Origin of the sequence: Bacterioplanoides sp. SCSIO 12839 (assembly GCF_024397975.1) — a bacterium.
In the GTDB taxonomy this organism is placed as follows: domain Bacteria; phylum Pseudomonadota; class Gammaproteobacteria; order Pseudomonadales; family Oceanobacteraceae; genus Bacterioplanoides.
Genome location: NZ_CP073745.1, coordinates 783,654 through 810,240, shown reverse-complemented (window position 1 = coordinate 810,240; position 26,587 = coordinate 783,654). Strand labels below are relative to the sequence as shown.

Genomic DNA, 26,587 nt, shown 5'->3' with positions numbered 1-26,587 from the left:
TGAGCACGCTGCTTATGAATACAGTGGATCAGGTTTACTGGCATCAATATGTAACTCGCTGCGCCAGGCTTCCAGCTCCGCGGCAGTTAAATCACCAGACTTCACCAATTCAAAACCAGCCGCCCAGACAACGTGTTGCCAATCCACTTCGAAGAAGCGGCGCAGATTTTCACGGGAATCACTGCGGCCAAAACCATCAGTACCCAAACAGCGGTAACTGCGCCCGGCAGGAATAAACGGACGAATCTGCTCCGCATACGATTTCATATGATCGGTGGTCGCCAGAATCGGACCAGACGAGTCTGCCAATTGTTTCGTGACATAGGCTTGTGGCGCCTGCTCACCGGCGGATAAAAACTCAGCTCGTTCACACGCTAAACCGTCGCGGCGCAATTCATTAAAGGAGGTCACGCTCCAGACATCAGCATTCACGCCTTTTTCAGCCAACCAAGCTGCTGCGGTTTCCACCTGACGTAAAATCGAACCACAGCCTAATAACTGAATATTTTTCCCGGTTCCACCACTGGCTTTCAGGCGATAAATACCACGACGAATGCCTTCTTCCACACCTTCCGGCATGGCTGGATGAGCGTAGTTTTCGTTAAGGCTGGTGATGTAGTAGAAGACTTTTTCTTTCTTCTCGTACATACGTTTTAAACCGTCCTGAATAATCACCGCCAGTTCATAAGCATAAGTCGGATCGTAGGACACGCAGTTCGGAATGGTGGAAGCCAGAATATGCGAGTGCCCATCCTGATGCTGCAAGCCTTCGCCATTTAAGGTAGTACGACCTGAGGTGGCGCCAATTAAGAAGCCCTGACACTGCATATCACCCGCTGCCCAAGCCAGATCACCGACCCGCTGGAAGCCAAACATGGAGTAATAAATATAAAACGGAATCATGGCCATGCCGTTGGTGCTGTAGGAGCTGCCTGCCGCCATCCAGGCGGAAAACGCACCGGCTTCGTTAATGCCTTCTTCGAGAATACGGCCTTTTTTATCCTCGCGGTAATACATCACCTGACCCTGATCAACCGGCTCGTACAGTTGGCCTTCTGACGAATAAATACCCAACTGGCGGAACATGCCTTCCATACCAAAGGTACGCGCTTCGTCCGGCACAATCGGCACCACCCGATCACCCATGGTTTTGTCTTTAATCAGCTGCGACATAATGCGCACAAAGGCCATGGTGGTGGAAATTTCACGCTCACCGGTACCATCGGTTTGTGCTTTAAAAAAGGATAAATCAGGAGCGGTTAATGCCGTCCACTGTTCATTACGATGCGGTAAAAAGCCGCCCAGTTTTTCCCGTTGTTTGCGCATGTACTGTAATTCCGGGCTATCAGTCGGTGGACGATAAAACGGTAAATGCTCTAAATCTTCATCCCGTACCGGAATATCGAACCGATCACGGAAGGCACGAATACTTTCGATATCGAGTTTTTTCACCTGGTGGGCCTGATTCTGGCCTTCGGCTTCAGCACCCATGCCATAACCTTTCACCGTATGTGCCAGAATCACCGTTGGCTGACCTTTGTGGTTCATGGCCGCCTGATAAGCAGCAAACACTTTATACGGATCGTGTCCGCCACGATTTAATTTATAAATGTCGTCGTCGGATAAATCTTTAATAATTTCTTTTAATTCCGGATATTTCTCAAAGAAGTGCTCACGGGTGTATTGCCCGCCTTTGGCTTTGTAGTTCTGGAACTCACCATCCACGGTTTCGTCCATGCGTTTTTGCAGCAACCCTTTACGATCTTTAGCCAGCAGAGGATCCCAGAAACGTCCCCAGACGACTTTAATCACATTCCAGCCTGCACCACGGAACTGACTTTCTAATTCCTGAATAATTTTGCCATTACCACGCACCGGGCCATCCAGCCGCTGCAGGTTGCAGTTAATCACAAAAATTAAATTTTCCAGTTTTTCCCGACCTGCAAGACCAATAGCACCCAGTGTCTCCGGCTCGTCACATTCACCATCACCCAAGAAAGCCCAAACTTTACGATCTTTACGCGGCACTAAACCACGGGCCGACAAATAGCGCATAAAGTGCGCCTGATAAATCGCCTGCAATGGCCCTAACCCCATCGATACCGTTGGAAATTGCCAATAATCCGGCATCAGTTTGGGGTGGGGATAAGAGGATAATCCTGGCCCCAGTGCTTCCTGGCGAAAACGCTCAAGATCCGATTCCTGAAAACGTCCTTCCAAATACGAACGGGCGTAAATACCCGGAGCAACATGACCCTGGTAATACAATAAATCCCCGTGCGGGCATTCTTCACGGTCGGCATTCGGGCCGCGGAAAAAATGGTTAAAGCCCACATCGTATAAGGTTGCACTGGAGGCAAAACTGGAAATATGACCACCTAGATCACCGGCCCCATCTTTATTGGCGCGTAACACCATCGCCAACGCATTCCAGCGCACCAATGAGCGAATACGGCGCTCCATAAATAAATCACCAGGCATCGGCGCTTCATTTTCTGGCGAGATGGTATTGCGATAAGGGGTATTCAAAGCGTATGGCAACGGCATGCCATCTTTTGTTGCACGCTCGGCAATGCGTTCAATCAAAAAGTGCGCGCGTTCCACACCTTCTGCGCGGATCACCGAATGAATAGCATCTTGCCATTCTTTGGTCTCAAGAGGATCAATATCGGTGTAAGGTGCGTTATCCTGATTCCCGTCCATTAGTGGCTCCTGCAATAGCGCACCTGACATGATGGCGCGACAGAGTGTTTGATGCGGTGAGTGAGAACAAATCCTGATTCCAGTATAGTCAAGGGATCAAAGAACGGGCGTGAACCAATCCGTCGCCAAAACAGAGAGACAAAACATGAGCGAATCAACACCACACACAGGCGAGCAAAACGAGCAAACACAGGAAGATCGCGCGGCAGAGCGCCATAAAGAAAAAATGGCTCGTCATAAAGCCAAGGTAGACGCTGCTATAGCCCGTGCTCAGGAAGAACGTGGCGTTGTGATTGTATTAACCGGCACCGGTAAAGGTAAAAGCAGCTCTGGCTTTGGTACCGTCATCAGAACACTGGGCCACGGCTATAAAGCAGGCATTGTTCAATTTATTAAAGGCACCTGGGACTGTGGTGAAGCAACGATTCTTAAACAGCTTGATGGCCTCGAGCATGAAGTGATGGGGTCGGGTTTTACCTGGGAAACCCAGGACAGAGAGCGTGACCAACGCGCATTCGATGCCGTTTGGCCCAAAGCCAAAGCCATGCTGCAAAACCCGGAATTGCGCACCGTGATGTTTGATGAAATCACCTATATGCTGGCTTACAAATTATTAGATTGGGATACGTTAAAAGACGCGCTGGATAATCGCCCAAAAGATCAGAACGTGATTCTGACCGGCCGTGGTGCACCGTCTGCGTTACGTGAATATGCCGACACCGTTACCGACATGAAAATGGAAAAACACGCCTTTAAAGCCGGCGTTAAGGCCCAAGCCGGGATTGAGTGGTAAACACACCGGTACCGGTTCCACAAGCTCCGTCCTTTTCGAACGACCCCAGTGGCTGCGGCCGGGCGTAATAATAGCCTTGTTGCAGCAGGATGTCGGCACCATTAAGAATCGTTGTCTGATCCAGCTGCTCAACCCCTTCGGCGATACACTGCATATTAAATTTGTGGCAAAGGTCACGAATAAATAACAAGGTGTTCTGATCCTGATGTAAACGATCAATAAACGCCTTATCAATTTTGACAAACTGTGCCGGAAGCTGGCTGATATAGGCCAACGATGAATAACCGGTTCCAAAGTCATCAATCGCCAGTTGAAAACCCTGTTCCACCAGTTCATCCAGACAACTATTATTGTCTTCGATCACCGGAACCAGAACACTTTCCGTCAGCTCCAGTACAAAGTCCTGTGGTGTACACTGATATTCGGCCAGTAATGACATGAGTTTACTGACGAAGTCCGGCTGAATTAAATGGGCTCCGGAAATATTAATGGTGATGCGCACATCATCGCTGAAGTTCTGACGAATGACCGGCAGATCCTGACAAACGCGACGAATAACCCAGGATTCTAAATTTGCTATTTTGCCACTGTCTTCCGCTACAGCAATAAACTCCAATGGAGACAAAGGCCCCATGGTCGGATGGTGCCAGCGAATCAACGCTTCCATCAGCACGGTCTGACCATTGTGACCATTAATAATCGGCTGGTAATGCAATTCAAATTGATGATTGGCAATGGCACCATCCATAAACTGCAGGATCTGCGTGCGCCGCAACATATTGGATTCCATGCCCGACTGATACAAAACGGCCCGGTTTCGTCCCTGCTTTTTCGCTTCGTACATGGCTGCATCAGCCTGCACAATTAATTCGTATATATCGGTTGAATCCTGCGGTGCCGAGGCCACTCCAACACTGCCCGACACACGGACCAGGCAGTCATTAGCAACGGTGACTTTACGTGATAAATCATACAGCAGATTATCAGCACGTAACCGTATCTCCGCTTCTTTCAATGCTTCAAGGAAAACAACCACAAATTCATCACCACCCAGGCGGGCACAGATTTTTTTGCCCTCCTGATGCATCAGCACATTCGCCAGATGCCGTAATAATTCATCCCCGGCATTATGACCATAGCTATCATTGATGGGCTTAAAACCGTCCAGATCAATATAAAACAGAGTGTAATCATCACCTTTGTGACTGCTCATATACTGCAGTAAACCACGGCGGTTTAATAAACCCGTTAATAAATCAGAACGCGCTTCATTGGCCGTTTCGATCTCGCGCAGTTTGCGTTCCTGAATATCAATCAGTGTCAGTACATAATAAGGCGCGCGTTCACTGTTGTGCTGCCCGGCACTGTGTTGAATCGAGACTTCAGCATGATGCCAACGCATACCCAGCTGGGTATTTAATTCGATATCGTGACCCAAGGACCCCATCGATTGGATATAACTGAGGCCGGTTTCCTGCGGTAAGATGCTCTGCAACTCAATAACATCCGCACCAAACTGCTCCTGAAATGGTGGGTTACTACTGATCAGCGTGCCATAACGATCAAACAGAACCGCCATCGCTGCCGATGGGATATCACCTGCATTCAGCAGCTCCGGAGAATATTGCCCTTCTAGCAACATAGCTAAGCGCTGGATGCCATCGTCCGCAGTTATCCAGACACCCGACAAGCGGATAAATACCCGTTTTTTGATGCCCTTAGGAGTAATTTCCCACCAAACATCCACTTGTTCATGCTGGGTAAAACGCTCCAGGTAACCATGTAAGGTTTGTTGAACAGCTTCGGATTGATCTTGCGAGAAGTCTCGCTGACAAAATTCTTCCAGGCTGTCAGCCTCCCAAAGACTGAGCGCAGCGTGGTTAGCCCAGACCATTTTTTGACCAACAACGTCATAGACCCAGATCGGCGATCTGAGTTGACCTGCGGTTAAAGTATTCAGGTGAGGCAACATCATGTACAGCTACTGAGAATCCAAGGGAACCTAGCCAAATATAAGGGTGAACTGAGCATATTAATAAACACAGCAGTTACACACTTTGCTGTACGAATTAAAGACGCTAATACAGAAAAAGTACAGGTTTAAACCGTTACTTTTAGGAGGTTTAACCGATATTGTCAGATTTGATTTTTATAAATTCTGAAAAAGAAGTCTCAGAATAATTCTGAGACTTCGATTATTGAAGATATTCACGCAGATCATTGGCTGACATAGGTTTAGCAAACAGATAACCCTGAAAATAATCGCAGCCAAAGTTACTTAACATACGCGCCTGATGCGCTGTCTCAACACCCTCGGCCAGCACAGACATGCCGTAATTTTTACCAATCGCGATGATATTTTTAATCATCTTCCGGGCTTTTTCATCGCGGGTAATGTCATCAACAAAACTTTTGTCGACCTTCAACTCATCAATGGGCAGCTTCTGCAGTACATTAAGTGATGAATAGCCGGTACCAAAATCGTCTAAAGAAATGTTAAACCCCTTAGTTTGCAGCTCAATGATAATACGGCCGACGTTATTCATATCTTCAATGAACAGGTTTTCAGTAATCTCCAGAATAATATCCTGAGGCTGAAACTGATACTGGCAGACCTGTGCCATCAAACCATCAATAAAGCTGCTGTGCATCAATTGACGTACGGAAATATTAATCGACACCGTAAAACTTTTGCCCGACTGCTGCCGTAACTGACTCATTTCACTTAAAGTTCGCTCAACAACAAATGCCCCCAATGTCGTCATCAGATCACTGGTCTCAGCAATCGGAATAAACCGGGCCGGTGAAATAAAGCCCATTTCAGGATGAAGCCAACGCACCAAAGCTTCCACACCAATCATTTGGCCATGGTGATCCACCTGAGGCTGATAAAACATATACAGCTCATCGGTACCAATGGCACTGCGTAATGCTTGTTCAATGCGATAGTTTTTCAGATAAGCGTTATCCACATCGTGCTGATAAAACTCAATACCGGTTTTATCCGATTTGGCTTTATACATGGCCACATCCGCCGCCCGTAATAAAGCATTGAGGTTCTGGCCATGCTGCGGATAACAAGCAACTCCAATGCTGACTTCGACGTGTAATTTCAGGCCCTGAATCCAATTGGCACCCTGTAATGTTGACGCCAGCTGCTCACATTTTTGAGTTAACTTATCTTCCCTGCACTCCGGTGTGACTACGACAAACTCATCGCTGCCCAGGCGGACGAGAAATTCATCGGTAACCAAAGCAGTTTGCATTTTATTGCCCATTTGCTTCAACACCTGATCACCATAATCATGACCGAAGCTATCATTAATCCCCTTAAAATTATTGATATCGAGAAACAGCAGCGAAAAGCCATCCGGATTGGTGTGAACCAGCTGCTGTATATGATTGATCAGGTATTGACGATTGGGTAACTGCGTTAATGCATCATGGGTGGCAAGGTATTCCAGTTGTTTAATCGTTTGTTTCTCTGAGCGAACAATCGAGCGAAACAGAGAAAAAACCATCACCTGAACAAATACAAAGATGACCACATAAATCATCATCGAGGCGATAAACTGTTTGAAAGTATCCAGCAAACAGCTGGAAGCAAAGACCCAGAGTTCATGCTTGGGTTCGTACACAGCCGCTTCTATACGGTACCCTTTTGGATGATGAACAATATAAGTGCGGGCTTCTTTCAATGCTTTTACAGCCGCCAGCGCTTGTCCGTTGCGTGTTAGCTGCAACAGGCTTGCATCTAACCGCTCAGGATTAATTGGGCTCTGGTATATCTCATCCAGATCATCATTCACGGATGATTGGTATTGAAAATAATGATCCCGATCTCGTACCAGGCTGACTTCATCCGTGTTGGAAAAGTGCAGGTCCTTCTCAAAAATACGGGCGCCACCTTCAATTTTAATCCCCGCCGTCATCACCGCGATGACGTTACCTTGTTCATTACGCAGCGCTTTCCGGATTGGAATTCCCCATGAGCCAATGGCTTTGAGAAAATAAGTTCTCCCCAACACCATGCCAGAGGCTTGCAGGGTATACAGAAAGGAGTCTCGACTGGCTTCCTGGTGCAATAGATTGGGCAGCTGCTCACGATCTTGTGCCGAATTAACCAGTACCAGCTGACCGTCAGGGCGTGCCAGACCAAAGCCAATGACTGAAGGGTTGATAACCATCAAATCGTCCAACAACTTTGGGGAGCGAACATCATTCAGATCCTGATATTCATTCAGCAGTTGCTGTCCAAGCAGATCCAGTAACATCTCATGGCTAAGAAGAATGGCTTCAATACTGGATGCCACCTGCTCAGCCCGATGAGCTTGCTGCTGTTTCTGACTTTCAACTAAATTATCCCAACGCATGTACGTTGACATCACAGCCAACAGCACGCTGATCACAACAAACAGCGCGTATAATAGCCAGGTGTTTTTCTTTAACAGTGCCATACCAACAATAACCACACGACTTCAATTGGCCGGGAGCATGACCTGCAATTAGCCCGGTCACGACAGCACCATCGATGAAATGATTGCCTAAATAATGGCGAAGGATAGAAAAGCAAAAAGGACTCTGCCAGACAGAGTTACAAGAGTGTGACTTAAATCAACGGTTGTTTACTGAATAAAGTATCAATAGTTACGTTTTGGCCCTGGTCAACAGAGCCAAAACGTGGATTAAGAAAAACAGCGTTAACGAATAAAGCGGTTATCCGAGCGGAAATCATTGCCGGCATATAAATCCGATAACAACACCGCCGCACCACTTGGCTGAACAATCCGGGCGTGATTACGGCGTAACTTACGCGGCTCTTCAACACCACATGAATGGGCAATAATGCCCACTTCCTGCACCATGGAATCGACGTATTGTGCGACCCGTTGAGCTTTATCTGCCACCACCAGGCCATTCTGCAGTTTTGGATTGTGGGTGGTAATCCCGGTTGGGCACTGGTTGTTATTACATTGCAGCGCCTGAATACACCCCAACGCAAACATAAAACCACGGGCGGATACGACAAAGTCGGCACCGGTACAAAGCGCCCAGGCCACCCGGTCCGGATTGATGAGTTTACCCGAAGCAATCACCCGCACACGCGGGCGTAAATTAAAGCCATCCAGCGTGTCGATCAGCATAGGTAACGACTGATTCAGCGGTAAGCCCATATAATCCAGCAACGGTTGTGGCGCCGCTCCGGTTCCGCCTTCAGCACCATCGAGCGTAATAAAGTCAGGGGCACTTTCAATGCCGCGCTGAATAATTTCGTGGCATAACTCGTGAATCCAGTCCATGCCGCCCAACACGGTTTTGAAACCAACCGGCTTACCCGTCACGGAGCGGATATGAGCGATCATATCCAGCAGATCATCCACCGAACGAATATCCGGATGGCCATTCGGGCTGATGGAGTCTTCACCTTCTGCGATGCCACGAATCGCCGCAATTTCAGCCGTCACTTTTGAACCAGGTAACATCCCGCCTTTGCCTGGCTTAGCGCCCTGACTGAGCTTGATTTCGAACATCCGCACTTGCTCATGAGCAGCAATTTCGCGCAGCTTATCGTCATCCAGCTGTCCATCCGGTGTCCTGACACCGTATTTAGCCGTACCAATCTGAGCCACCAGATCACAACCACTCTCCAGATGAAACGGAGAAATACCGCCCTCACCGGAATTCATCCAACAGCCTGCCTGTTTAGCACCATGGGACAGCGCCTGAATGGCAGGCTTCGACAATGCACCATAACTCATGGCAGAAATATTGATCACAGAGCGGGTGGTATACGGATGACGACAATGTTTGCCAATGGTGATATCAGCAGGCTCAGCAAAGGTCTGTTTTAAGGCCGGAAAGGGGCTATTCACAAACAGTACGGTTCCCGGAATGTCGAGACGCCGGGTCGAACCAAATGCGACAGTGGTATTCACTTTTTTTGCGGCTTTGTAGGCCCAGGCCCGCTCCGCCCGGTTAAACGGCATCTCTTCACGGTCCATGGCAAAGAAATACTGGCGGAAAAACTCGCCCAGATGCTCAAAGGTGTAACGGAAACGACCGATCACCGGGAAGTTACGCCTGACGGTATGACGAGTCTGAGTCACATCAATGATATACGCCATCACCACCCAAAGTATCCCGCCAATCACCAGCGCCGCGAGCAGCCCCAACAGGATCAACAAACCATAGGCATCCGCCAACAAAATTTTCTCGGGCATAACGCTCTCTCTCATCTTTTTTTACAGAGTACTGTGCTCAGGTTATGGATAAAAGTCACAGCTGTTATGAAAGGCAGTTTTATTGAGCTATCGCACACGCCCACAAAGAAACGTTATTTGGCCTTTCCCTTCAACACGAATCACTAAGTACACACCATTTATGACAGTAGTGTCTTCTTGTCTGGAATTTTTCAATCATTATCTATACATTACCTATACATAAAATCTACAATCAGTATATGAAACTCGGTATTATCCTGGGCGATCAGCTCACACATCAACTGGCCAGCCTGAGAGCATTAAACCCTCAGACAGATCTCTTGTTGCTCGCTGAAGTTGCCGAAGAGGCCCAGTATGTCGCCCATCATCAGCAAAAAATTGCCCTGCTATTCAGTGCAATGCGCCATTTTGCAGAGGAGTTACAGCAACAGGGCTGGCGGGTTATTTACCATCAATTTGATCGCAACAGCCCAAGACAATCGCTGCTGGACGTAATTGCCTGGTGTTGTAGCCAGCACTCTGATCCAGCAAATCCATTTGAAGCCGTCGTTGTCACTGAGTGTGGTGAGCATCGACTGCAGCACGCCATCGATGAGCAGTGGCAAGAAACACTCGGCATCAGCGTTGAGTGTTATGAAGATGATCGTTTTATCTGCTCAGCGGATGAGTTCCGTCGCTGGGCCTCTGGGCGCAAACAACTGCGCATGGAATATTTTTATCGTGAAATGCGTCGTAAAACCGGTTTGTTAATGGATCAGGACAAACCGATTGGCGATCAGTGGAATTTCGACCAGGACAACCGCAAACGATACAACGGCGAAGTGCCTTTGGTTCCCCGTGTTGTTCACCCAAGGGACGCAATTGACCAGGAAGTGCTGACTCTGGTGGCAGAAGCGTTTGCTGACCATCCGGGAACACTGGAGCATTTTCATTGGGCCACTACCCGGCAACAAGCACTGAACGAGCTGGAGCATTTTATTCAGTATCGCCTGCCCAGTTTTGGTACCTATCAGGACGCTATGAAAAGTGGCGAGCACACCCTGTTTCATAGCCTGATTTCGCCATATTTAAACTGTGGATTATTAACCGCGCTGGAAGTCTGTGAAAAAGCCGAACAAGCCTATGTTAACCAACAGGCTCCGCTGAATGCGGTTGAAGGTTTTATCCGTCAGGTTATTGGTTGGCGTGAATACGTCCGGGGAATTTATTGGTTATGGATGCCCGACTACGCCACGCTCAACCATCTGGATAATTACCGTTCATTACCGGCTTATTACTGGCACGGAAAAACCCGCATGCATTGCATGAGTCAGTGTTTTGAAAACACCTTTCAACATGCTTATGCCCACCATATTCAACGCCTGATGATTACCGGAAATTTTGCGTTATTGGCCGGTATCGAACCACAACAAATAGGCGAATGGTATCTGGCGGTGTATGCCGACGCCTATGAATGGGTCGAGCTGCCCAACACCCACGGCATGGTGATGTTTGCTGATGGTGGCCGTCTTGGCAGCAAACCTTACGCCGCCTCGGGTAACTACATCAACAAAATGTCGGATTATTGCAAACACTGCGAATACAAGGTGACAACCGCTACCGACAACAACAGCTGCCCGTTTAACAGTTTGTATTGGCACTTTATTCAACGTCACCAGCAACAGTTCGGAAACAATCCAAGAATGAGCATGGTGTATCGCAACTGGCAAAAAATGAATGATGAAAAAAAACAAGCACTGATTCAACGAGCCGATTATTTATTGGCAAACATTGATGAACTTTAACCGGCTTCAACTGCAACCCATAAATTAACTATGACCTATAAATTTAATCATGGAGTTCAAAATTAATTATGGCTCATAAAAAACTGAATTTACCTGAAAAAACCTGCCACCACTGCCAGCGCCCATTTGCCTGGCGTAAGAAATGGCAGCGTTGTTGGCAAGACGTTAAATATTGCAGCGATGCCTGTCGTGCACTCAGTAAAAAGAAAAAACACGAACACAAGGCCGCTCAAAATCTATGTGCTGCGGCACAGGTCGAAGATGAATTTTGATGAATAACGACTTTAACATTATCTGGCTGCGTAACGATTTACGCCTGCATGACAACCCGGCATTTGAGTTGGCAAACCAATCCGGATTGCCGATCAGTGTGGTTTTTATTGTCCCGGAATTCTGGCTGGATGCAGACGCCAGCACACCGTTTTCTTATCCCGAATCGTATTTGAATACATCAGGCCTGGTACGCATCAGCAAACCCAAAGCACGTTTCTTACGTGCCAGTTTAATTGATCTGCAAAGACAGCTGTATCGTCAGAATATTCAGTTGCAGATGGTTTATGGCGACCCGGTTTCACTTTTTGCACAATGGCAACAACAAGGGCTGCAACAGGTTTTCACCCAACAGGCGCAAGCTCCGGAGGAAAACTATTGGCTCAACGCAATCCGCCAACAGGGCACCGACTTAACCACCTATAACAACCAGACGTTATTCAGTGAAGCGCAGTTGCAGGATGCCGGTTTATCGTTAACCGCCGGGCAATGGCCAGACAGTTTCAGTGGCTTTCGCCGCCGTGTAGAAAAGCACCTGAATGCTGATTTAATTAAGGCAAATCCGCCGGTAGCACTCACGGTGGATGACTATGATCTTCAGGATCATGACTTACAAGGTCATGCTTTACAGAACAGAAGCAGTCAACGTTATCCATCTGTCCCTTGGCCAACGGATTTTTCCGGACAAAACGATCACCTGCCATCATCACGATTTAATTTACCGGGAGGTGAAGATAACGGCCTGGCCCGACTATCGGCGTATATCTGGCAATACGATGGCCTTAATCGTTATAAAACAACACGCAATCAACTGACAGGGCAAAATTTCAGTTCCTTTTTCAGCGCCTACCTGGCCTGGGGTTGTTTATCGGCCAAACGTGTTCTGCAGGAAATACGTTATTTTGAGCATGAATTACAAGCCAATGAACATTCCCAGTGGCTGTATTTTGAATTGTTGTGGCGTGAATATTTTCACTGGAGTATGCGCATTCACGGTCGCGAATATTTTCGTTACTCTGGCTTGGCACAGCACAATCATTTTCAACCGGCACCCATCAACCCACAGCATTGGCAGGCCTGGAATAATGCCACAACGGGGGTTCCTATGATTGACGCCGGATTAAAAGAACTGATTCACAGTGGTTATTGTTCTAATCGCATGCGCCAGAATCTGGCCAGTTATTTTATTCATGAACTGCAGCTGGACTGGCGTCTGGGTGCACAATTTTTTGAACAGCATCTGATTGATTTTGATGTCGCCATTAACTGGGGAAACTGGGCTTACTTAGCCGGGGTTGGCAATGATCCGCAACATCATCCGGATTCCGCTCAAAAAACACCTGGTGGTCAGGCACAAGGGCGCTGGTTTTCTATGAATAAACAACTGCAGCAATATGACCCACAATTGCACCATATTCACCAGTGGTTACCAGAACTCAGCGGCCAGGACTTAGCACAAGTACAGGCGCACAGCTGTGGACAACAAACTCTGGCGCATTATCCAGCACCCGTCATGCCAGTAGCTATTAGTTAAGGTTTGTTCCAGCGATGTTGCAACTGGTTTGGTTTAAGCGTGATTTACGCGCCGCAGATCATCAGGCGTTAGCACAAGCCGCCAAACAAGGGCCTGTGATTGCCTTTTATTGTTTTGAACCAGGATACTGGCAACAATCCGATACCAGCTTGCGTCAGTGGCTGTTTATTAAAGAATCATTAGAGGATTTAAATCAGCAGCTGCAACAGCAACTAGTGATTGCAGTGGGTGACGTTGCGGCGTTTTTAACGCAGATACAACAACGTTTTGGCAGCTTCTGTTTACACAGCCATGAAGAAACCGGTAATTATTGGACGTTTCAGCGTGATATAGCGGTGAAACACTGGTGTCAGCAACACCAGATTCACTGGCAGGAATACTCACAATTCGGAGTGTTTCGCCCCAACCCAAACCGCGACCATTGGGCAAAAAACTGGCAACAATTTATTCACTCAGATTTAACTGACGTGACCACTATTCAGTGGCAAAAACAGCCGTGGCAAACACACGATTTACAAGGTATGACAGGTGTAGAAGCAGTAACCGATGTCAATGACTTAGCCCAACTCTCAAACCGGGTTAACGACCAAACCCCTTGTCCGGGCAAACAACCCGGCGGACGCCAGCAGGCATTCGCCATATTAAACAGCTTTTTAAGGCAGCGCGGCGAGTTTTATCGTTCGTCCATCAGCTCACCAATCACGGCACAAAATGCCTGCTCGCGACTGAGCCCCTATCTGGCTTACGGCTGTATCAGCATGAAAGAAACGTATCAGATTCTGATGGCAGCCCGGCAGTATTTTCGCCAGCATCCGGATAAAAAAACACATTGGAATAACAGCCTGAAAGCGTTTGAAAGCCGTTTATGGTGGCACTGTCATTTTATTCAGAAGCTGGAAGACGAGCCAGAGATGGAATGGCAAAACCTACACCCGGCTTACAATCAGATACGGCAGAATTATCATCCGCAGTGGTTGTCAGCCTGGCAGCAGGGAAAAACTGGCTGGCCACTGGTGGATGCCTGCATGCGTTATTTGCAGCACCACGGCTGGATCAATTTCCGCATGCGCGCCATGTTAGTGTCGATTGCCAGCTATACACTGTGGCTCCCCTGGCAGACAACCGCCCCTGTACTGGCGCGTTTATTTGTCGATTATGAGCCCGGCATTCATTACCCACAGGTACAAATGCAGTCTGGCACAACCGGCATCAATATTCCCCGTATGTATAACCCAACCCTGCAGGCGCAGAAACAAGACCCACACGGGCATTTTATTCGCCAATGGATTCCGGAATTAAAATATGTGCCCAATAGCTGGATTCACCAGCCCTGGTTAATGCCTGACGCATTAAAAACTCAATATCAGTCACAAGACTATGCAATCCCTCCGGTTGATTTTTCACAAGCCAGCCGACAAGCCAAACAAGCGATTAAAACCGTACGCCAAAGCGACTTTTATTCACACGCTGAGAAAATTGGTAAAAAACACGGGTCGCGAAAACGAACGCCGACCAGAAAAGTATCGCGAACGACTAACAAAAAAGCCACGGATACACAGCAGCTTTCTCTTTTTTAATTGTTTTTAACTTAGAAGTGGCCACCAGCAATCAGCCATCAGCCATCAGCCATCAGCCATCAGTGTACAACGGGTAAGGTAGAACTTTCAGCGGCCAGCTGGTTATTGCCATAAGCCACTTCAATGGCATTGCTGCATTCACGTACCGGTTGCCCGACCATTTCGTCGTAAGCGCTTTGGTGTTTGATCACAAAAGACTGTGCAGGAAACTTTTCAAACATCGCCTGAAACGACAATACGTTATAACTGCGTAACAGTTTTCCCTTATCATCGGTGACATAATGTTCTTCTCCGTCGATCATGACCGAGGCCTGATACAGGCAAAGATCCAGAGAATGAATGATGACTTTTTCGATCGTTTTTACTTTTTTAAGATCACGAATACGGATGGTCATAAAAGCCTCCTTTTAAGAGTTTTTATTTTAACCTAATCGAGATTTTTTGAGTAAAAAAAGCGACCATAATGGCCGCTTTTTGGGGTGCTGCTTCAGGTTACTGAAGTGAAAGCAGATACAGCGTAGGGTGCTGCTATTGGATCATTCGCTCATCCTGACAAATGATCATCCATACGGTGTCACGCCGTTGGTGTAATGTTTTTCACATTTTTTGCGGTGAAGTAGGCAAAACCTCCTTCAGAGTCTCCCACCTCAATACGGTTTGGCGACAATGGTGAACTTTTAATCGCTGCGATATAAATACCATGGCTTGCAACCAGATTTTTATCCACGTCGCTGAATTGTGGTTGTGAAAAAGCAAAGGTTTTGCGCTCACATCCGCGTTCTAATGTCAGAATCAGTTGTGCATCCGTCAACTCGTTAGCCCGTGAAAAGTTCACATAGGTAACGCGATATCCCTGATCAAATTCATAAAGGTTCTGCTCTAAGGTCTGGCGACTGATGCTCATAATGTAAAACTAACCTGCTATCTGCTGTGACAAAGTGAGGTAATCACTTGGATATCTATAGGTTTAGCTGCTTACTGATTTCATCGCAATGTGCGCTAACACAAAACTACAGTCTTTTTTGTAACCGTCAAAAGTGGCGGTTATTTGTCGGAAAAAGTGTATGAAAACAAGGATTTGTCAGGCCAGACAGGTGTCAAATTATTGTGCATTACAGAACTACACAGGGCATTACACAACTACAAACCCTGTATATCTGTACAAATGTTAATCAGGCCAAAAGACCTTACCACTCATGATGAATTCGTTTCAGAGATTGCTCAATACTGACAAATTTATACTGAAAGCCGCTCTTTAACAGCTGCTGTGGTTGCACTCGCTGCCCTTCTAACAACAATTCAGACATCTCGCCAAATAACATTTTGGCTACCCATTCGTGCATAGGAAACAGAGCGGGTCGTTTCAGTTCAGCTGCCAATACCCGGGTAAATTCACGGTTAGTCACCGCCTTAGGCGCCGTCATATTAACCGCACCCTGCAGGCCCGATTCACAGATATGCTGTATTGCCCGCGCGTAGTCCTCAAGATCAATCCACGACAAGACCTGCTCCCCAGAACCAATAACACCACCAAGGCCAAACGAGAAAGGAAGCCACAAACGTTTCAGCATGCCGCCGCCAGGACCCAACACAATGCCTGTACGTAACCAAACACAACGCTGGCTCAGTGTCGAAAACTCCTGAGCAATAGTCTCCCAGTCACGACATAAGTGAGCGGCAAAACCCTCACCATGATCGTTATTTTCCGTCAGGCTACTGCCCTGCTGGGCGTCATGAGTGAAACTGCCGTAATAGCCAACCGCAGAACCGGATAACACCAGTTCAAACGATTGTTGCGAACGCTTGGCCCACTGTAATAGATCGCGGGTCAGATCAACCCGTGACTGACGCAACATATCTTTGCGTGCATCACTCCAGCGCTTATCAGCAATGCCTTCCCCGGCAAGATTCACCAGCCAGTCAAATGATTCATTTAACTGGGCGAGACTGTCGACGGCACGGACATGACCGTTAAAACGCTCAATCACGCGTGAAGGACGACGGGTAAACACCACAACCTGATGACCCGCTTTCAGCCAATCGTCGATCAAACGACTGCCAATAAAACCACTGCCACCGGTGATTAATATGCGTTTACTCATGCGCTTCTCCTGCAATCTTTTAAACGGGAATGGAAACGGTCGTATAAAGAACGCGACACATTTTTTCAGAGTAGCAATCAGGACGATTGCTGTGCGCAAAGATCACAGGGATGTGGCTTTTTGCGCACCGTTGAAAAAGTGTGTCGCGTTCGGCAACTCGTGTAGAGCTGCGTATCAATCAGAACTGTGCTTTTATCAGAACTGTTCTAATGTCATCGCCATCAGGCTGTCTTTACCGGCTTCGATTTCGGTCAGCAGGCTGCTGGTTTGTGGCAGAATTTTCGCCATATAAAACTCAGCACTGTGCAGTTTTGCCTGATAGAAATCGGTTTCGGTACTGCCAGCATCCAGCTGCTGACGCGCCACCAGAGCCATTTTGCTCCAGAAATAGGCTAACGCCGTTAAAGCCATCAAACGCAAGTATGGCGTCGCCGCAGAACCAGCCTGTTCACGGTCGACCATGCCGTTTTGCATTAGCCACATGGTGGCTTTCTGCAGCTTAGCCATCGACGCTTTCAGCTCACCTACATGCGGCGCATCTTCGTTTTCTTTGGCGTAGCTTTCTAACATAGCAAAGAAACGCTTCAGTGGACGGCCACCTGCCATACCCAGTTTACGACCCACCAGATCCAACGCCTGAATACCATTGGTACCTTCATAGATACGGGTGATACGGGCATCACGCACATATTGCTCAACCGGCCAGTCCTGAGTGAAACCATTACCACCCATCAACTGCAGGCCATCATTGGCACAGAAGAAGCCTTCATCAGTCAGGAACGCTTTCACCACAGGGGTTAATAACTGAACCATATCATCGGCGTGTTCACGTGCTTCTGGTGTTTCACCGTGGTTGGAAATATCCAGCTGCATCGCCGTGAAATAAGCCAGAGCACGGCCGCCTTCAATGGTGGCTTTCTGACGTAACAGCATGCGACGCACATCCGGATGCACAATGATGCAATCAGCCGCCTGATCCGGTTCTTGTGGACCCGACAAAGAACGGCTTTGACGACGATCTTTAGCAAACCCCAGCGAGGTCTGATAAGCCGCTTCTGCCACGCCTAAACCCTGTAAACCAACCATCAGGCGAGCGCTGTTCATCATGACGAACATGGCCTGTAAGCCTTTGTGTGGTTCACCGATGAGCCAGCCTTTAGCTTCTTCAAAGTTCATCACACAGGTAGCCGAACCTTTAATACCCATTTTGTGTTCCAGACCACCACAGAAAGCCGGGTTACGACTTCCGTCATCCAGGAACTTCGGCACCAGGAACAGCGAAATACCTTTTGAGCCACCCGGTGCATCCGGCAGTTTTGCCAGCACCAGATGAACAATGTTATCCGCCAGGTCATGCTCACCGCCGGTGATCCAGATCTTAGTACCGGAAATAGCGTAAGAACCGTCAGCCTGAGGCTCAGCCTTGGTACGGATCAGACCCAGGTCGGTACCACAGTGAGGCTCGGTCAGACACATAGTGCCAGTCCACTCACCGCTGATCAGCTGAGGCAGAAACTTGTTTTTCAGCTCATCCGAACCGTAACTGGTGAGTGCATTAATAGCGCCATGAGTCAGGCCCGGATACATACCTAATGACAGGTTAGCCGAACACACCATCTCTTCTGCCAGTGTGTTCAGTGTGTGAGGCAGACCCTGACCACCGTATTCCACCGGTGAGGACAACGCTGTCCAGCCGTTTTCAGCAAACTGCTTGTACGCCTCTTTAAAACCCGTTGGTGTCGTCACACTTTTGGTTTCAGGGTCGTATTGGCAGCCTTCACGGTCACCCGAGGTATTCAGAGGGGCCATGACATTTTCAGCCAGCTTAGCACCCTCCGTCAGCATGGCATCCATGATCTCGCGAGTCGCATCTTCAAAACCCGGCAGAGACGGCAGAATCTCGTCCCCTTTCAAAACTTCATACAATACGAATTGCATATCGCGCAGTGGCGCCTGATACGTCATTTTTCTATCCTCGTGGTCAATTTTCTATCTTCGTGATCAATGTCACTAAGCAATCATGTGTCGTTGACGTTACGCTATGCTCTAACACCCATAGCTATACATAAGTTATACATATTTTATTTAATTAGGCAAATACTGATACAATCATTCCATCGATAATCACGACGATCTGACCATGGCCCACAAACAAACGACATGGCAAAATAACACTCGTCAATTGAATTAGTTGTACAACTAATCGTAAGAAGTTGATTAATTTGAAGTTGATTAATACAGAGTCATAGGAGTTTTCATGGCGCACATTGCAATTATTGGCGCAGGCATGGCAGGGCTGAGTGCTTTGCAGTCTCTGAAACAGTCTGGCCACCAGGTCACTGTTTTTGAGAAAAGTCGCGGTTCTGGCGGCCGCCTGGCCACCAAAAAGGTGGGTAATGCCAGCTGGGATATGGGGGCACAGTTCATGCGCAGCCATCATTCTGAGTTCAGCAAAGTGTTGCGTCAGTGGGAGCTTGACGGATGGGTGAAACACTGGAATTTTCAACCACATGTCATCGATGCCGATGGCATTCGTCGTTCCGCCGATGACGTTGAACGTTTTGTTGGCGTGAGCCGTATGACGGCATTGAGCCGCAAATTACTGGAAGCTGCCGATGAGTTTGTTGCCTCAACCCGGATTGTTGACTGCCAATATCACCAGGGTAAGTGGTCACTTACTGCGGATGACAATCGTACCTTTGACGGTTTTGATGGTCTGGTAATCAATACTCCACCGCAACAGGCGAAACCTCTGTTACAAAACCCGGCACCAGAACTGGCACAACGTTGCGATGTCGACATGATGCCCGCCTGGACACTGTTGTTGGCATTTGATCAACCACTGACGTCGCCTAACCGCGAAGAAGACATCAAAGCGGCCTTTGTGCACCATCCGATTATCGATTTTATTGCTCAGAATTCGGACAAACCAGAGCGCGACAAACCGGCTGACGGTTCGCCACAAACTTGGACGATACACGCAAACCATCACTGGACACGTGAGCATGCCGAAAGTCCTCGCGAGTGGGTACAACAACAAATGCTGGATGCGTTTTTTGAAGTAATGCGCCAGCCAGTAAAAGTCACCAGTGAAATCTGGCTGCACCGCTGGTTATACGCCATTGTTGATCAACCATTACATTGTGGCGCGCTGCAATCGGCAAACCTGCCACTGACCGTATGTGGCGACTGGTTGGAACAAGGTGCAATCGAAGGTGCCTGGCTAAGTGGCCAGAAAGCGTCTCAATTACTTCAACAACGCCTGTAACTACAACGCCTGTAACTACAACGCCTGTAACTACAACGTCTGTAACTACGATCGCAAGGGGATTTCTATGGCGAACAAGGCCTCCGTTCTATTGGCCCATGGCAGCAGTGATGCCAACTGGCTGGCACCGTTTCAGACGTTGCTGGAACACATTCGCAGCGAGCTGCATGACAGTGAGCGAGTTGAGCTGGCTTACATGGAGCTGGCCGAGCCCAGTATGGAGCAGTCCATTACTGAGCTGGTTAAACAGGGTTATCAACACGTGGATATCCTGCCACTGTTTTTTGCCGCTGGTCGTCACCTGCGTAAAGACGTACCGAATATGCTGGAAGCGCTGCAGCAACAGCTACAGCAGCAAGGCCATCAGGTTGAGCTAACCCTTCACCCACCAATTGGTCTTGAGCCAGAAATGGCCAGCGCTATCAGCCAGGTGGTTGTCCGCAAATTGTCCTGACCCTTTCTCGCACGACGCCTGGCTGCCATCAGCCAGGCTATTCAAAGCCATCAGACAAATCCTCCAAAGCAATCTCACCAACAACAAAGTCCTCATTATCCTTACGGGTAGTAAGCCTATACAAAAATATAATTACTTATACAAAAAGTGTTTGACTTGTAGAACTTCTGAGTGCAAATTAAATCTTGTACAAAGTTATACCAGAGGTTGTACAAGAAATGACGGCATTATCATCTTCACACGCCAGCGAATTATCCCAACCAAAAATCCAGATTGGCATCAGTGCCTGCCTGATGGGCCATGAAGTTCGTTTTGATGGCGGCCACAAACGTTCACGTTTCTGTACCGACGTGTTGTCAGATTATTTTGACTACGTACCTCTGTGTCCGGAAGTAGCGATTGGCATGGGCACCCCTCGCCAGCCGATTCGTCTGGTCAGCGACGATAACAAAGGGGTTGTTGACGACAGCACTGAAGTTTTTGCCCGCGGTACACGCGATGAAACACTGGATGTGAGTGATGACCTCCGTCAGTACGGCCGAATGCAGGGGCAACAGCAACAAAATCTGTGCGGCTATATTTTCATGCAAAAGAGTCCGAGCTGTGGTCTGTTTGGGGTCAAACGTTATCTCAGCAATGGGATGCCAGAGGGTTCTACCCGCGGCTTGTACGCCGATGAGTTCTGCAAACAACAGCCGTTATTACCCGTTGAAGAAGCAGGTCGTCTGAACGATCCGGGGCTGCGTGAAAATTTTCTGGTGCGGGTATTCACTTACAGCGACTGGCAACAGTTTTCTGCTCAGCCGTACAGCGCCAAAGATCTGATCGAATTTCATGCCCGCTACAAATACCTGGTGATGGCTCACAGCCAATCGCATTACAAATCGCTGGGCCGTTTGTTAGCCGATTTATCCGGCAAAGATATTCGCCAGATCGGCCAGGAATATTTCAGTGAGCTGATGCAGGCATTGGCAAAACCGGCTTCCCGTAAAATGCACACCAATACCCTGATGCATCTGCAGGGTTATCTGAAAAACCGTTTATCAACGGATGACAAGCAGGAATTAACCGATGTGATTCATCAGTATCACAAAGCCATTGTGCCGTTAATCGTGCCGTTAACCCTGCTTAAGCATCATTTAAAAAACCATCAGGAAGTGAATCAGTACGCCTGGCAGCAAGTTTATTTAAACCCTTACCCCTACGAGCTGGGGCTGCGTAATGACATCTGATATCGATAATACAGCGATGGATAAGGTCGACGATTTTTCTGGCCATTATCCTATTCGTGAATTTGCCCGACTGACCGGCGTTAACCCCGTGACTCTGCGTGCCTGGGAACGACGTTATGGCATTATTCAGCCACAACGAACCGACAAAGGTCATCGCTTTTATCGGGAAGTTGATATTCAGCGAATTAAAAACATCCTTTATTGGCTCGATCAGGGTTACCCGATTCGTCAGGTAAAACTGTTATTGCAAAACGACCAGCCCCCCAGTGAACAAGATGATGGCTGGCAAAGTATTCGTGAGCAGCACATTGCCTATCTTTCAAAAGGGCAACTACAACCGCTGGATCATTTTATTACCGAAGGGTTAGCCAACTACCCGATGGCCGTTTATTACGAACGTTGCCTGCAGCCTGTTATGGCTTTTCTGCAATCAGAGCCTCTGCTGTATCAGTTGTACTGCCAGCAATTAAAACGCAAATTAATTTGTCTTAGTCATCATCAACAAAAGCACAACACCGGGCCGGTGCTATTGCTGGTTAGTAACCATTACCAACATGAAATTGCCATGTACGCCATGGCTTATGCCTTGGGGGCTGCGGCTTTTCGGGTAGAGGTATATTGCCAGGCGATTTCGCCGACTGAACTGAGCGATTTAATTGAGTTGCTGGGTTGTAGCCAGTTATGGGCGGACCTGTCGCCATCCGTATCCGGTAAAGCGGAACAATGGCTGCAGCAATTAAATTACCTGCACCAGCAGCTACCTGTTTTTTCCAGTATCAGTCGTGATGAGGCCGGTGACAACAGTGAAATTCTGCATTTACCTGAGCGTTTCTCCGACCAGCTGGCTTTTTTTATTCAGCATCAAACCACAGGAGAAAACGCATGACACGGTTAGTCTGGTTCCGCAAAGACCTTCGTACACGTGATAACCCAGCACTGTTTTGCGCCTGCCAGGCAAGCGCTGATGAAAAACTGGTCGCGGTGTTTTGCCTCACCGAACAACAATGGCAACAACACGGTATGGGGAAACGTCAGATACAGCTGCTGAAAAATGCCGTGTATGAGCTACAGCAAGAGTTGCGTAGCCTGAATATCCCATTGCTGATTATTGATTCACAAACGTTCGACAACAGCGTCGCACAGTTACAAATTTTGTGCCGCGAGATGCAGGTCGACCAGGTATTTTTTAACCACGAATACGAAGTGAATGAACAACAAAGAGATGCGGAATTTTCACATCAGTGCCAGCAACTTGGAATTACCATCCATAGCTATCATGACCAGTGTCTGATTCCTCCTGGCCAGGTACTCACCGCCAGCGACACCATGTTTAAAGTGTATTCGCCCTTTAAACGTGCCTGGCAAAAACAAGCGGCAACGTACCAGCAACCACCCATGGCACAACCGGCAGCCCGAGAGCGTCACAACATGATGTGGCCAGCTTCTGAGCTAACAGTTCCTGAAATAATAGTGCCTGAGCTGACCCTGACGTTGGTAACCCTCGAGCCAAGCGAAGACCCACTCTGGCAGGTAACGCAGGAGCATGCCCATCAGCAATTAAACGATTTTCTTGAACAGCGAGTTCAGGATTATCACGAATTACGGGATATTCCATCACAGCCTGCCACCAGCCAATTATCCATGGCACTGGCACTGGGGCTGTTATCTCCCCGGCAATGTTTTTATGCCTGCTGGCAAAACAATGGCGGTGAACTAACAGGCGCTAAACCCGGCCTCGACAGCTGGGTCAATGAGTTAATCTGGCGTGAATTTTATCGCCATCTGATTGTTGCCTATCCGGATTTGTGTAAACACAAAGCCTTTAAACCAGAAACCGAGCAAGTGCCCTGGCGCTATGATCAACAGGATTTTCAGGCATGGTGTGATGGCAATACCGGCTATCCCATTGTTGATGCCGCCATGCGCCAGCTAAAGCACACCGGTTGGATGCACAATCGTCTGCGCATGATCAGCGCCATGTTTTTAACCAAACATTTATTAATCGATTGGCGCTGGGGAGAAGCCTGGTTTGCTGAAAATCTGGTGGACTTTGATCTGGCTTCAAATAACGGCGGTTGGCAATGGAGTGCATCAACCGGCGCAGATGGTGCGCCTTATTTCCGTATTTTTAATCCAACCAGCCAATCGCAGAAGTTTGATCCGCAAGGTGACTTTATTGTGCGTTACGTGCCTGAACTGTTGCCGCTGGAACCAAAACAACGCCATGCACCCGATAGCGCCAAGCGTCGTTTTTGCCGCTATCCGCAAGCCATTGTGGAGCATAAATCTGGCCGTGAACGTGCACTGGCGGCCTTTAAGGGTGAGCCAACTCCTGACACACAGGCATCTGAATTAAACACCACTCAAACCGATTTATTTTCAACATCTGCCGCTGACACAGTCAGCAATGAGAGTATCTGATGGGAACCGGAACATCTGTCTGGAAAAATATTGCGCGCTGGGTTGATTCTGATATCGGCCAGGACGAAGCCATGACCAGTACCCAGTTTAACTGGGTGCGGGTTATTCCTTTTATTGCATTGCACTTGGTTGCGATCAGTGCACTGTTTATGGATATCAGCACCACCGCGATTGTGGTGTGTTTTGCTTTGTATTGGTTACGCCAGTTCGCCATCACGGCTTTTTATCATCGTTATTTTTCGCATCGCTCCTATAAAACCAATCGCTTCTGGCAATTTATTTTTGCCTTATTAGGTAACATGGCCGCCCAGCGTGGGCCGCTGTGGTGGGCGGCACATCATCGTGCACACCACCAACATTCTGATACCGATAAAGACCTTCACTCGCCCGTGCTGCGCGGCTTTTGGTGGAGCCATGTTGGCTGGTTTACCTGTGATGCCAGCTTCCGCACCCAATATCAGCGGATTAAAGATTTTGCTAAATTTCCGGAACTGCGCTGGCTTGATCGTTACGACATTTTTGGCCCGGTATTATTAGTCGCCTTACTGTATTTAACCGGCGAGTTACTGGCACACCATCAACCAGCGCTGAATACCAACGGCATGCAATTGGTGATGTGGGGATTTTTTGTCTCAACCGTGTTGTTATTTCATTCAACCGTGGCAATCAACTCACTGGGACATATCTGGGGCAATAAACGCTTTAAAACCAAAGATGAAAGCCGTAACAACGCTTTACTTGCCGTGCTGACGCTGGGTGAAGGCTGGCACAATAATCATCATCGGTTTGCGGTATCGGCACGTCAGGGGTTTTATTGGTGGCAAATTGATATCACCTATTACGTCCTGAAAATGATGAGCTGGGTGGGCATTGTTCATAGCCTGAATCCTGTGCCTTCGCGCATTCTGGAAGAAGGTAAAACACCTTACTTCAAACAGGAGGCCAATCATGAATAAGGCTTCAATACATGCCTTTCAGGAGTTATATCACAAGCTCAACCGCGGACAGGTTAGTCATGACATCCTGGCATCGGTTTACGATGAAAAAATCCAGTTCCGGGATCCGTTTCATCAGGTTAATGGCCTGGAATCACTAACGCATTATTTTATCAATATGTACGAAAATGTTGAGCATATTGAATTTGAATTTGGCCACAGCTGGCTGGATTCAGTGGATGCCAACAATCACACAAACACCAAAACCAGTGCCTTTATTCGTTGGCAAATGCGCTACCAACATCCACGCATTAATTCAGGAAAGACAGTGCAGGTCGATGGTGGCAGCGAATTAATCTGGCATAACGACAAAATTATTCAGCATCAGGACTTTTTTGATGGTGGCCAGATGTTATACGAGCATCTTCCGCTGATGGGCTGGGCGATCCGTAAATTAAAGGAGCGCATGCAATGAGTTCTTTTAAACAACAGGCGACAAAACCGGATTTATCACAACAGGTTATCTGGTTAACCGGTGCATCTTCCGGTATTGGTGAAGCACTGGTTAAACCATTAGCCGAGCAATGCAAAGCCCTGATCATCTCAGCTCGCAATCAGGAAAAACTGCAACAGGTTGCCCGTTTGAGTGGCTGTAACAATATTGTTTGTGCTCCGGCAGATATCACCGACCGGGACCAATTGCATAAAGTTGCCAACGTGATTGAACAGCAGTTTGGTGGTTTGCATACCCTGATCGCCAACGCAGGAACCTGTGAATATGTGGATGTTCAGCAGTTTGATGCCGAGTTATTCGAGCGGGTTATTCATACCAATTTAATTGGTTTGGCTAACTGTGTTGAAGCCGCTTTACCCTTACTGCGCAAAAGTCAGTCTGATTTAAATCAGCGCAGTTATATTGTTGGGATGAGCTCCAGTGTTGCGTATTTACCACTGACCCGAGCACAGGCTTATGGTGCCAGCAAAGCAGCGACCAATCATTTTCTTGAAGCCATGAAGATCGACCTGGCTCCGGAACAGATGGATGTTTCGGTCATTTGCCCTGGTTTCGTTAAAACCCCGCTTACCGATCAGAATGATTTTGATATGCCTATGCGTATCAGCGCAGAACAAGCCGCCGATGAGATCATCAAAGGCATTAAAAAACGTGATTGGGAAATTCATTTCCCACGCCGCTTCACACGCATTCTGAAATTGATTGCAGCCTTGCCTGCGTCATTACGGATGCGCCTGACCCAATCAATGAGCCGACAATAAACCATGACAGGTAAGTAT

The 26,587-nt window shown here is 47.9% G+C and carries 21 protein-coding genes; 13 read left to right on the top strand and 8 right to left on the bottom strand.

Going from position 1 to position 26,587, the window contains the following annotated elements:
* Positions 1–12: 12 nt before the first annotated feature.
* Complete coding sequence (gene aceE / locus KFF03_RS03800) at positions 13–2,703, bottom strand: pyruvate dehydrogenase (acetyl-transferring), homodimeric type (RefSeq protein ID WP_255858999.1); 2,691 nt, start codon at positions 2,701–2,703, stop codon at positions 13–15.
* A gap of 145 nt (positions 2,704–2,848) precedes the next feature.
* Here aceE and cobO point away from each other — a divergent pair, with 145 nt between their 5' ends.
* Positions 2,849–3,496: a cob(I)yrinic acid a,c-diamide adenosyltransferase gene (cobO, locus tag KFF03_RS03795; RefSeq protein WP_255858998.1), complete on the top strand. Its 648-nt coding sequence runs from the start codon at positions 2,849–2,851 to the stop codon at positions 3,494–3,496.
* Here cobO and KFF03_RS03790 read toward each other — a convergent pair.
* From KFF03_RS03790 to KFF03_RS03780, 3 genes are all read right to left on the bottom strand, one after another.
* Positions 3,468–5,471 (bottom strand): bifunctional diguanylate cyclase/phosphodiesterase, encoded by a 2,004-nt coding sequence (locus KFF03_RS03790; RefSeq protein ID WP_255858997.1) that lies wholly within the window; start codon positions 5,469–5,471, stop codon positions 3,468–3,470. The genes cobO and KFF03_RS03790 overlap by 29 nt on opposite strands.
* A gap of 220 nt (positions 5,472–5,691) precedes the next feature.
* Positions 5,692–7,953 (bottom strand): bifunctional diguanylate cyclase/phosphodiesterase, encoded by a 2,262-nt coding sequence (locus KFF03_RS03785; RefSeq protein WP_255858996.1) that lies wholly within the window; start codon positions 7,951–7,953, stop codon positions 5,692–5,694.
* 243 nt (positions 7,954–8,196) lie between these two features.
* Positions 8,197–9,717 (bottom strand): FMN-binding glutamate synthase family protein, encoded by a 1,521-nt coding sequence (locus KFF03_RS03780; protein WP_255858994.1) that lies wholly within the window; start codon positions 9,715–9,717, stop codon positions 8,197–8,199.
* 239 nt (positions 9,718–9,956) lie between these two features.
* On the opposite strand from KFF03_RS03780, the gene KFF03_RS03775 reads away from it, so the two are divergent.
* From KFF03_RS03775 to KFF03_RS03760, 4 genes are all read left to right on the top strand, one after another.
* Entirely contained in the window at positions 9,957–11,501 is a 1,545-nt protein-coding gene (locus KFF03_RS03775; protein ID WP_255858992.1) for a cryptochrome/photolyase family protein, read from the top strand.
* Between the two features lie 68 nt (positions 11,502–11,569).
* Positions 11,570–11,773: a DUF2256 domain-containing protein gene (locus KFF03_RS03770; protein ID WP_255858991.1), complete on the top strand. Its 204-nt coding sequence runs from the start codon at positions 11,570–11,572 to the stop codon at positions 11,771–11,773.
* Entirely contained in the window at positions 11,773–13,305 is a 1,533-nt protein-coding gene (locus tag KFF03_RS03765) for a DASH family cryptochrome (protein ID WP_255858989.1), read from the top strand. The genes KFF03_RS03770 and KFF03_RS03765 overlap by 1 nt, the downstream gene beginning before the upstream one ends.
* A gap of 14 nt (positions 13,306–13,319) precedes the next feature.
* Entirely contained in the window at positions 13,320–14,882 is a 1,563-nt protein-coding gene (locus tag KFF03_RS03760) for a cryptochrome/deoxyribodipyrimidine photo-lyase family protein (protein ID WP_255858988.1), read from the top strand.
* A 59-nt stretch (positions 14,883–14,941) separates the two neighbouring features.
* Here the strand turns inward: KFF03_RS03760 and KFF03_RS03755 are convergent, their stop codons facing one another.
* The 4 genes from KFF03_RS03755 to KFF03_RS03740 all read right to left on the bottom strand — a co-directional run bounded on the left by KFF03_RS03755 (position 14,942) and on the right by KFF03_RS03740 (position 18,949).
* Positions 14,942–15,277: a DUF6482 family protein gene (locus KFF03_RS03755; RefSeq protein WP_255858986.1), complete on the bottom strand. Its 336-nt coding sequence runs from the start codon at positions 15,275–15,277 to the stop codon at positions 14,942–14,944.
* Positions 15,278–15,456: 179 nt separating this feature from the next.
* Positions 15,457–15,786 carry a hypothetical protein gene (locus tag KFF03_RS03750; protein ID WP_255858984.1) on the bottom strand — a complete coding sequence of 110 codons (330 nt, stop codon included), beginning with the start codon at positions 15,784–15,786 and terminating at the stop codon, positions 15,457–15,459.
* 283 nt (positions 15,787–16,069) lie between these two features.
* Positions 16,070–16,984, bottom strand: coding sequence for a TIGR01777 family oxidoreductase (locus tag KFF03_RS03745; RefSeq protein WP_255858982.1), 915 nt, complete (start codon positions 16,982–16,984; stop codon positions 16,070–16,072).
* A gap of 195 nt (positions 16,985–17,179) precedes the next feature.
* Positions 17,180–18,949 (bottom strand): acyl-CoA dehydrogenase C-terminal domain-containing protein, encoded by a 1,770-nt coding sequence (locus tag KFF03_RS03740; protein WP_255858981.1) that lies wholly within the window; start codon positions 18,947–18,949, stop codon positions 17,180–17,182.
* A gap of 280 nt (positions 18,950–19,229) precedes the next feature.
* On the opposite strand from KFF03_RS03740, the gene KFF03_RS03735 reads away from it, so the two are divergent.
* The 8 genes from KFF03_RS03735 (at position 19,230) to KFF03_RS03700 (ending at position 26,569) form a co-directional block, all read left to right on the top strand.
* Positions 19,230–20,252, top strand: a complete 1,023-nt coding sequence (locus tag KFF03_RS03735) for an NAD(P)/FAD-dependent oxidoreductase (RefSeq protein WP_255860826.1) — start codon at positions 19,230–19,232, stop codon at positions 20,250–20,252.
* On the top strand, positions 20,212–20,706 hold the full coding sequence (locus tag KFF03_RS03730; protein WP_255858980.1) for a sirohydrochlorin chelatase: 495 nt from the start codon (positions 20,212–20,214) through the stop codon (positions 20,704–20,706). The genes KFF03_RS03735 and KFF03_RS03730 overlap by 41 nt, the downstream gene beginning before the upstream one ends.
* Before the next feature lie 218 nt (positions 20,707–20,924).
* Complete coding sequence (locus KFF03_RS03725) at positions 20,925–21,938, top strand: DUF523 and DUF1722 domain-containing protein (RefSeq protein WP_255858979.1); 1,014 nt, start codon at positions 20,925–20,927, stop codon at positions 21,936–21,938.
* Positions 21,928–22,824 (top strand): MerR family transcriptional regulator, encoded by an 897-nt coding sequence (locus KFF03_RS03720; protein WP_255858977.1) that lies wholly within the window; start codon positions 21,928–21,930, stop codon positions 22,822–22,824. Before KFF03_RS03725 ends, KFF03_RS03720 begins: the two co-directional genes overlap by 11 nt.
* Positions 22,821–24,359, top strand: coding sequence for a deoxyribodipyrimidine photo-lyase (gene phrB, locus KFF03_RS03715; protein ID WP_255858976.1), 1,539 nt, complete (start codon positions 22,821–22,823; stop codon positions 24,357–24,359). Before KFF03_RS03720 ends, phrB begins: the two co-directional genes overlap by 4 nt.
* Positions 24,359–25,315 carry an acyl-CoA desaturase gene (locus tag KFF03_RS03710; RefSeq protein ID WP_255858975.1) on the top strand — a complete coding sequence of 319 codons (957 nt, stop codon included), beginning with the start codon at positions 24,359–24,361 and terminating at the stop codon, positions 25,313–25,315. The genes phrB and KFF03_RS03710 overlap by 1 nt, the downstream gene beginning before the upstream one ends.
* Positions 25,308–25,769 carry a nuclear transport factor 2 family protein gene (locus KFF03_RS03705; protein WP_255858973.1) on the top strand — a complete coding sequence of 154 codons (462 nt, stop codon included), beginning with the start codon at positions 25,308–25,310 and terminating at the stop codon, positions 25,767–25,769. Before KFF03_RS03710 ends, KFF03_RS03705 begins: the two co-directional genes overlap by 8 nt.
* On the top strand, positions 25,766–26,569 hold the full coding sequence (locus KFF03_RS03700) for an SDR family oxidoreductase (RefSeq protein WP_255858972.1): 804 nt from the start codon (positions 25,766–25,768) through the stop codon (positions 26,567–26,569). The genes KFF03_RS03705 and KFF03_RS03700 overlap by 4 nt, the downstream gene beginning before the upstream one ends.
* Positions 26,570–26,587 lie beyond the last annotated feature (18 nt).

Coding starts and splice junctions, on each gene's coding strand:
- aceE (WP_255858999.1), bottom strand. CDS start 2,703: ATGGACGGGAATCAGGATAACGCACCTTACACCGATATTGATCCTCTT.
- cobO (WP_255858998.1), top strand. CDS start 2,849: ATGAGCGAATCAACACCACACACAGGCGAGCAAAACGAGCAAACACAG.
- KFF03_RS03790 (WP_255858997.1), bottom strand. CDS start 5,471: ATGATGTTGCCTCACCTGAATACTTTAACCGCAGGTCAACTCAGATCG.
- KFF03_RS03785 (WP_255858996.1), bottom strand. CDS start 7,953: ATGGCACTGTTAAAGAAAAACACCTGGCTATTATACGCGCTGTTTGTT.
- KFF03_RS03780 (WP_255858994.1), bottom strand. CDS start 9,717: ATGCCCGAGAAAATTTTGTTGGCGGATGCCTATGGTTTGTTGATCCTG.
- KFF03_RS03775 (WP_255858992.1), top strand. CDS start 9,957: ATGAAACTCGGTATTATCCTGGGCGATCAGCTCACACATCAACTGGCC.
- KFF03_RS03770 (WP_255858991.1), top strand. CDS start 11,570: ATGGCTCATAAAAAACTGAATTTACCTGAAAAAACCTGCCACCACTGC.
- KFF03_RS03765 (WP_255858989.1), top strand. CDS start 11,773: ATGAATAACGACTTTAACATTATCTGGCTGCGTAACGATTTACGCCTG.
- KFF03_RS03760 (WP_255858988.1), top strand. CDS start 13,320: ATGTTGCAACTGGTTTGGTTTAAGCGTGATTTACGCGCCGCAGATCAT.
- KFF03_RS03755 (WP_255858986.1), bottom strand. CDS start 15,277: ATGACCATCCGTATTCGTGATCTTAAAAAAGTAAAAACGATCGAAAAA.
- KFF03_RS03750 (WP_255858984.1), bottom strand. CDS start 15,786: ATGAGCATCAGTCGCCAGACCTTAGAGCAGAACCTTTATGAATTTGAT.
- KFF03_RS03745 (WP_255858982.1), bottom strand. CDS start 16,984: ATGAGTAAACGCATATTAATCACCGGTGGCAGTGGTTTTATTGGCAGT.
- KFF03_RS03740 (WP_255858981.1), bottom strand. CDS start 18,949: ATGACGTATCAGGCGCCACTGCGCGATATGCAATTCGTATTGTATGAA.
- KFF03_RS03725 (WP_255858979.1), top strand. CDS start 20,925: ATGACGGCATTATCATCTTCACACGCCAGCGAATTATCCCAACCAAAA.
- KFF03_RS03720 (WP_255858977.1), top strand. CDS start 21,928: ATGACATCTGATATCGATAATACAGCGATGGATAAGGTCGACGATTTT.
- phrB (WP_255858976.1), top strand. CDS start 22,821: ATGACACGGTTAGTCTGGTTCCGCAAAGACCTTCGTACACGTGATAAC.
- KFF03_RS03710 (WP_255858975.1), top strand. CDS start 24,359: ATGGGAACCGGAACATCTGTCTGGAAAAATATTGCGCGCTGGGTTGAT.
- KFF03_RS03705 (WP_255858973.1), top strand. CDS start 25,308: ATGAATAAGGCTTCAATACATGCCTTTCAGGAGTTATATCACAAGCTC.
- KFF03_RS03700 (WP_255858972.1), top strand. CDS start 25,766: ATGAGTTCTTTTAAACAACAGGCGACAAAACCGGATTTATCACAACAG.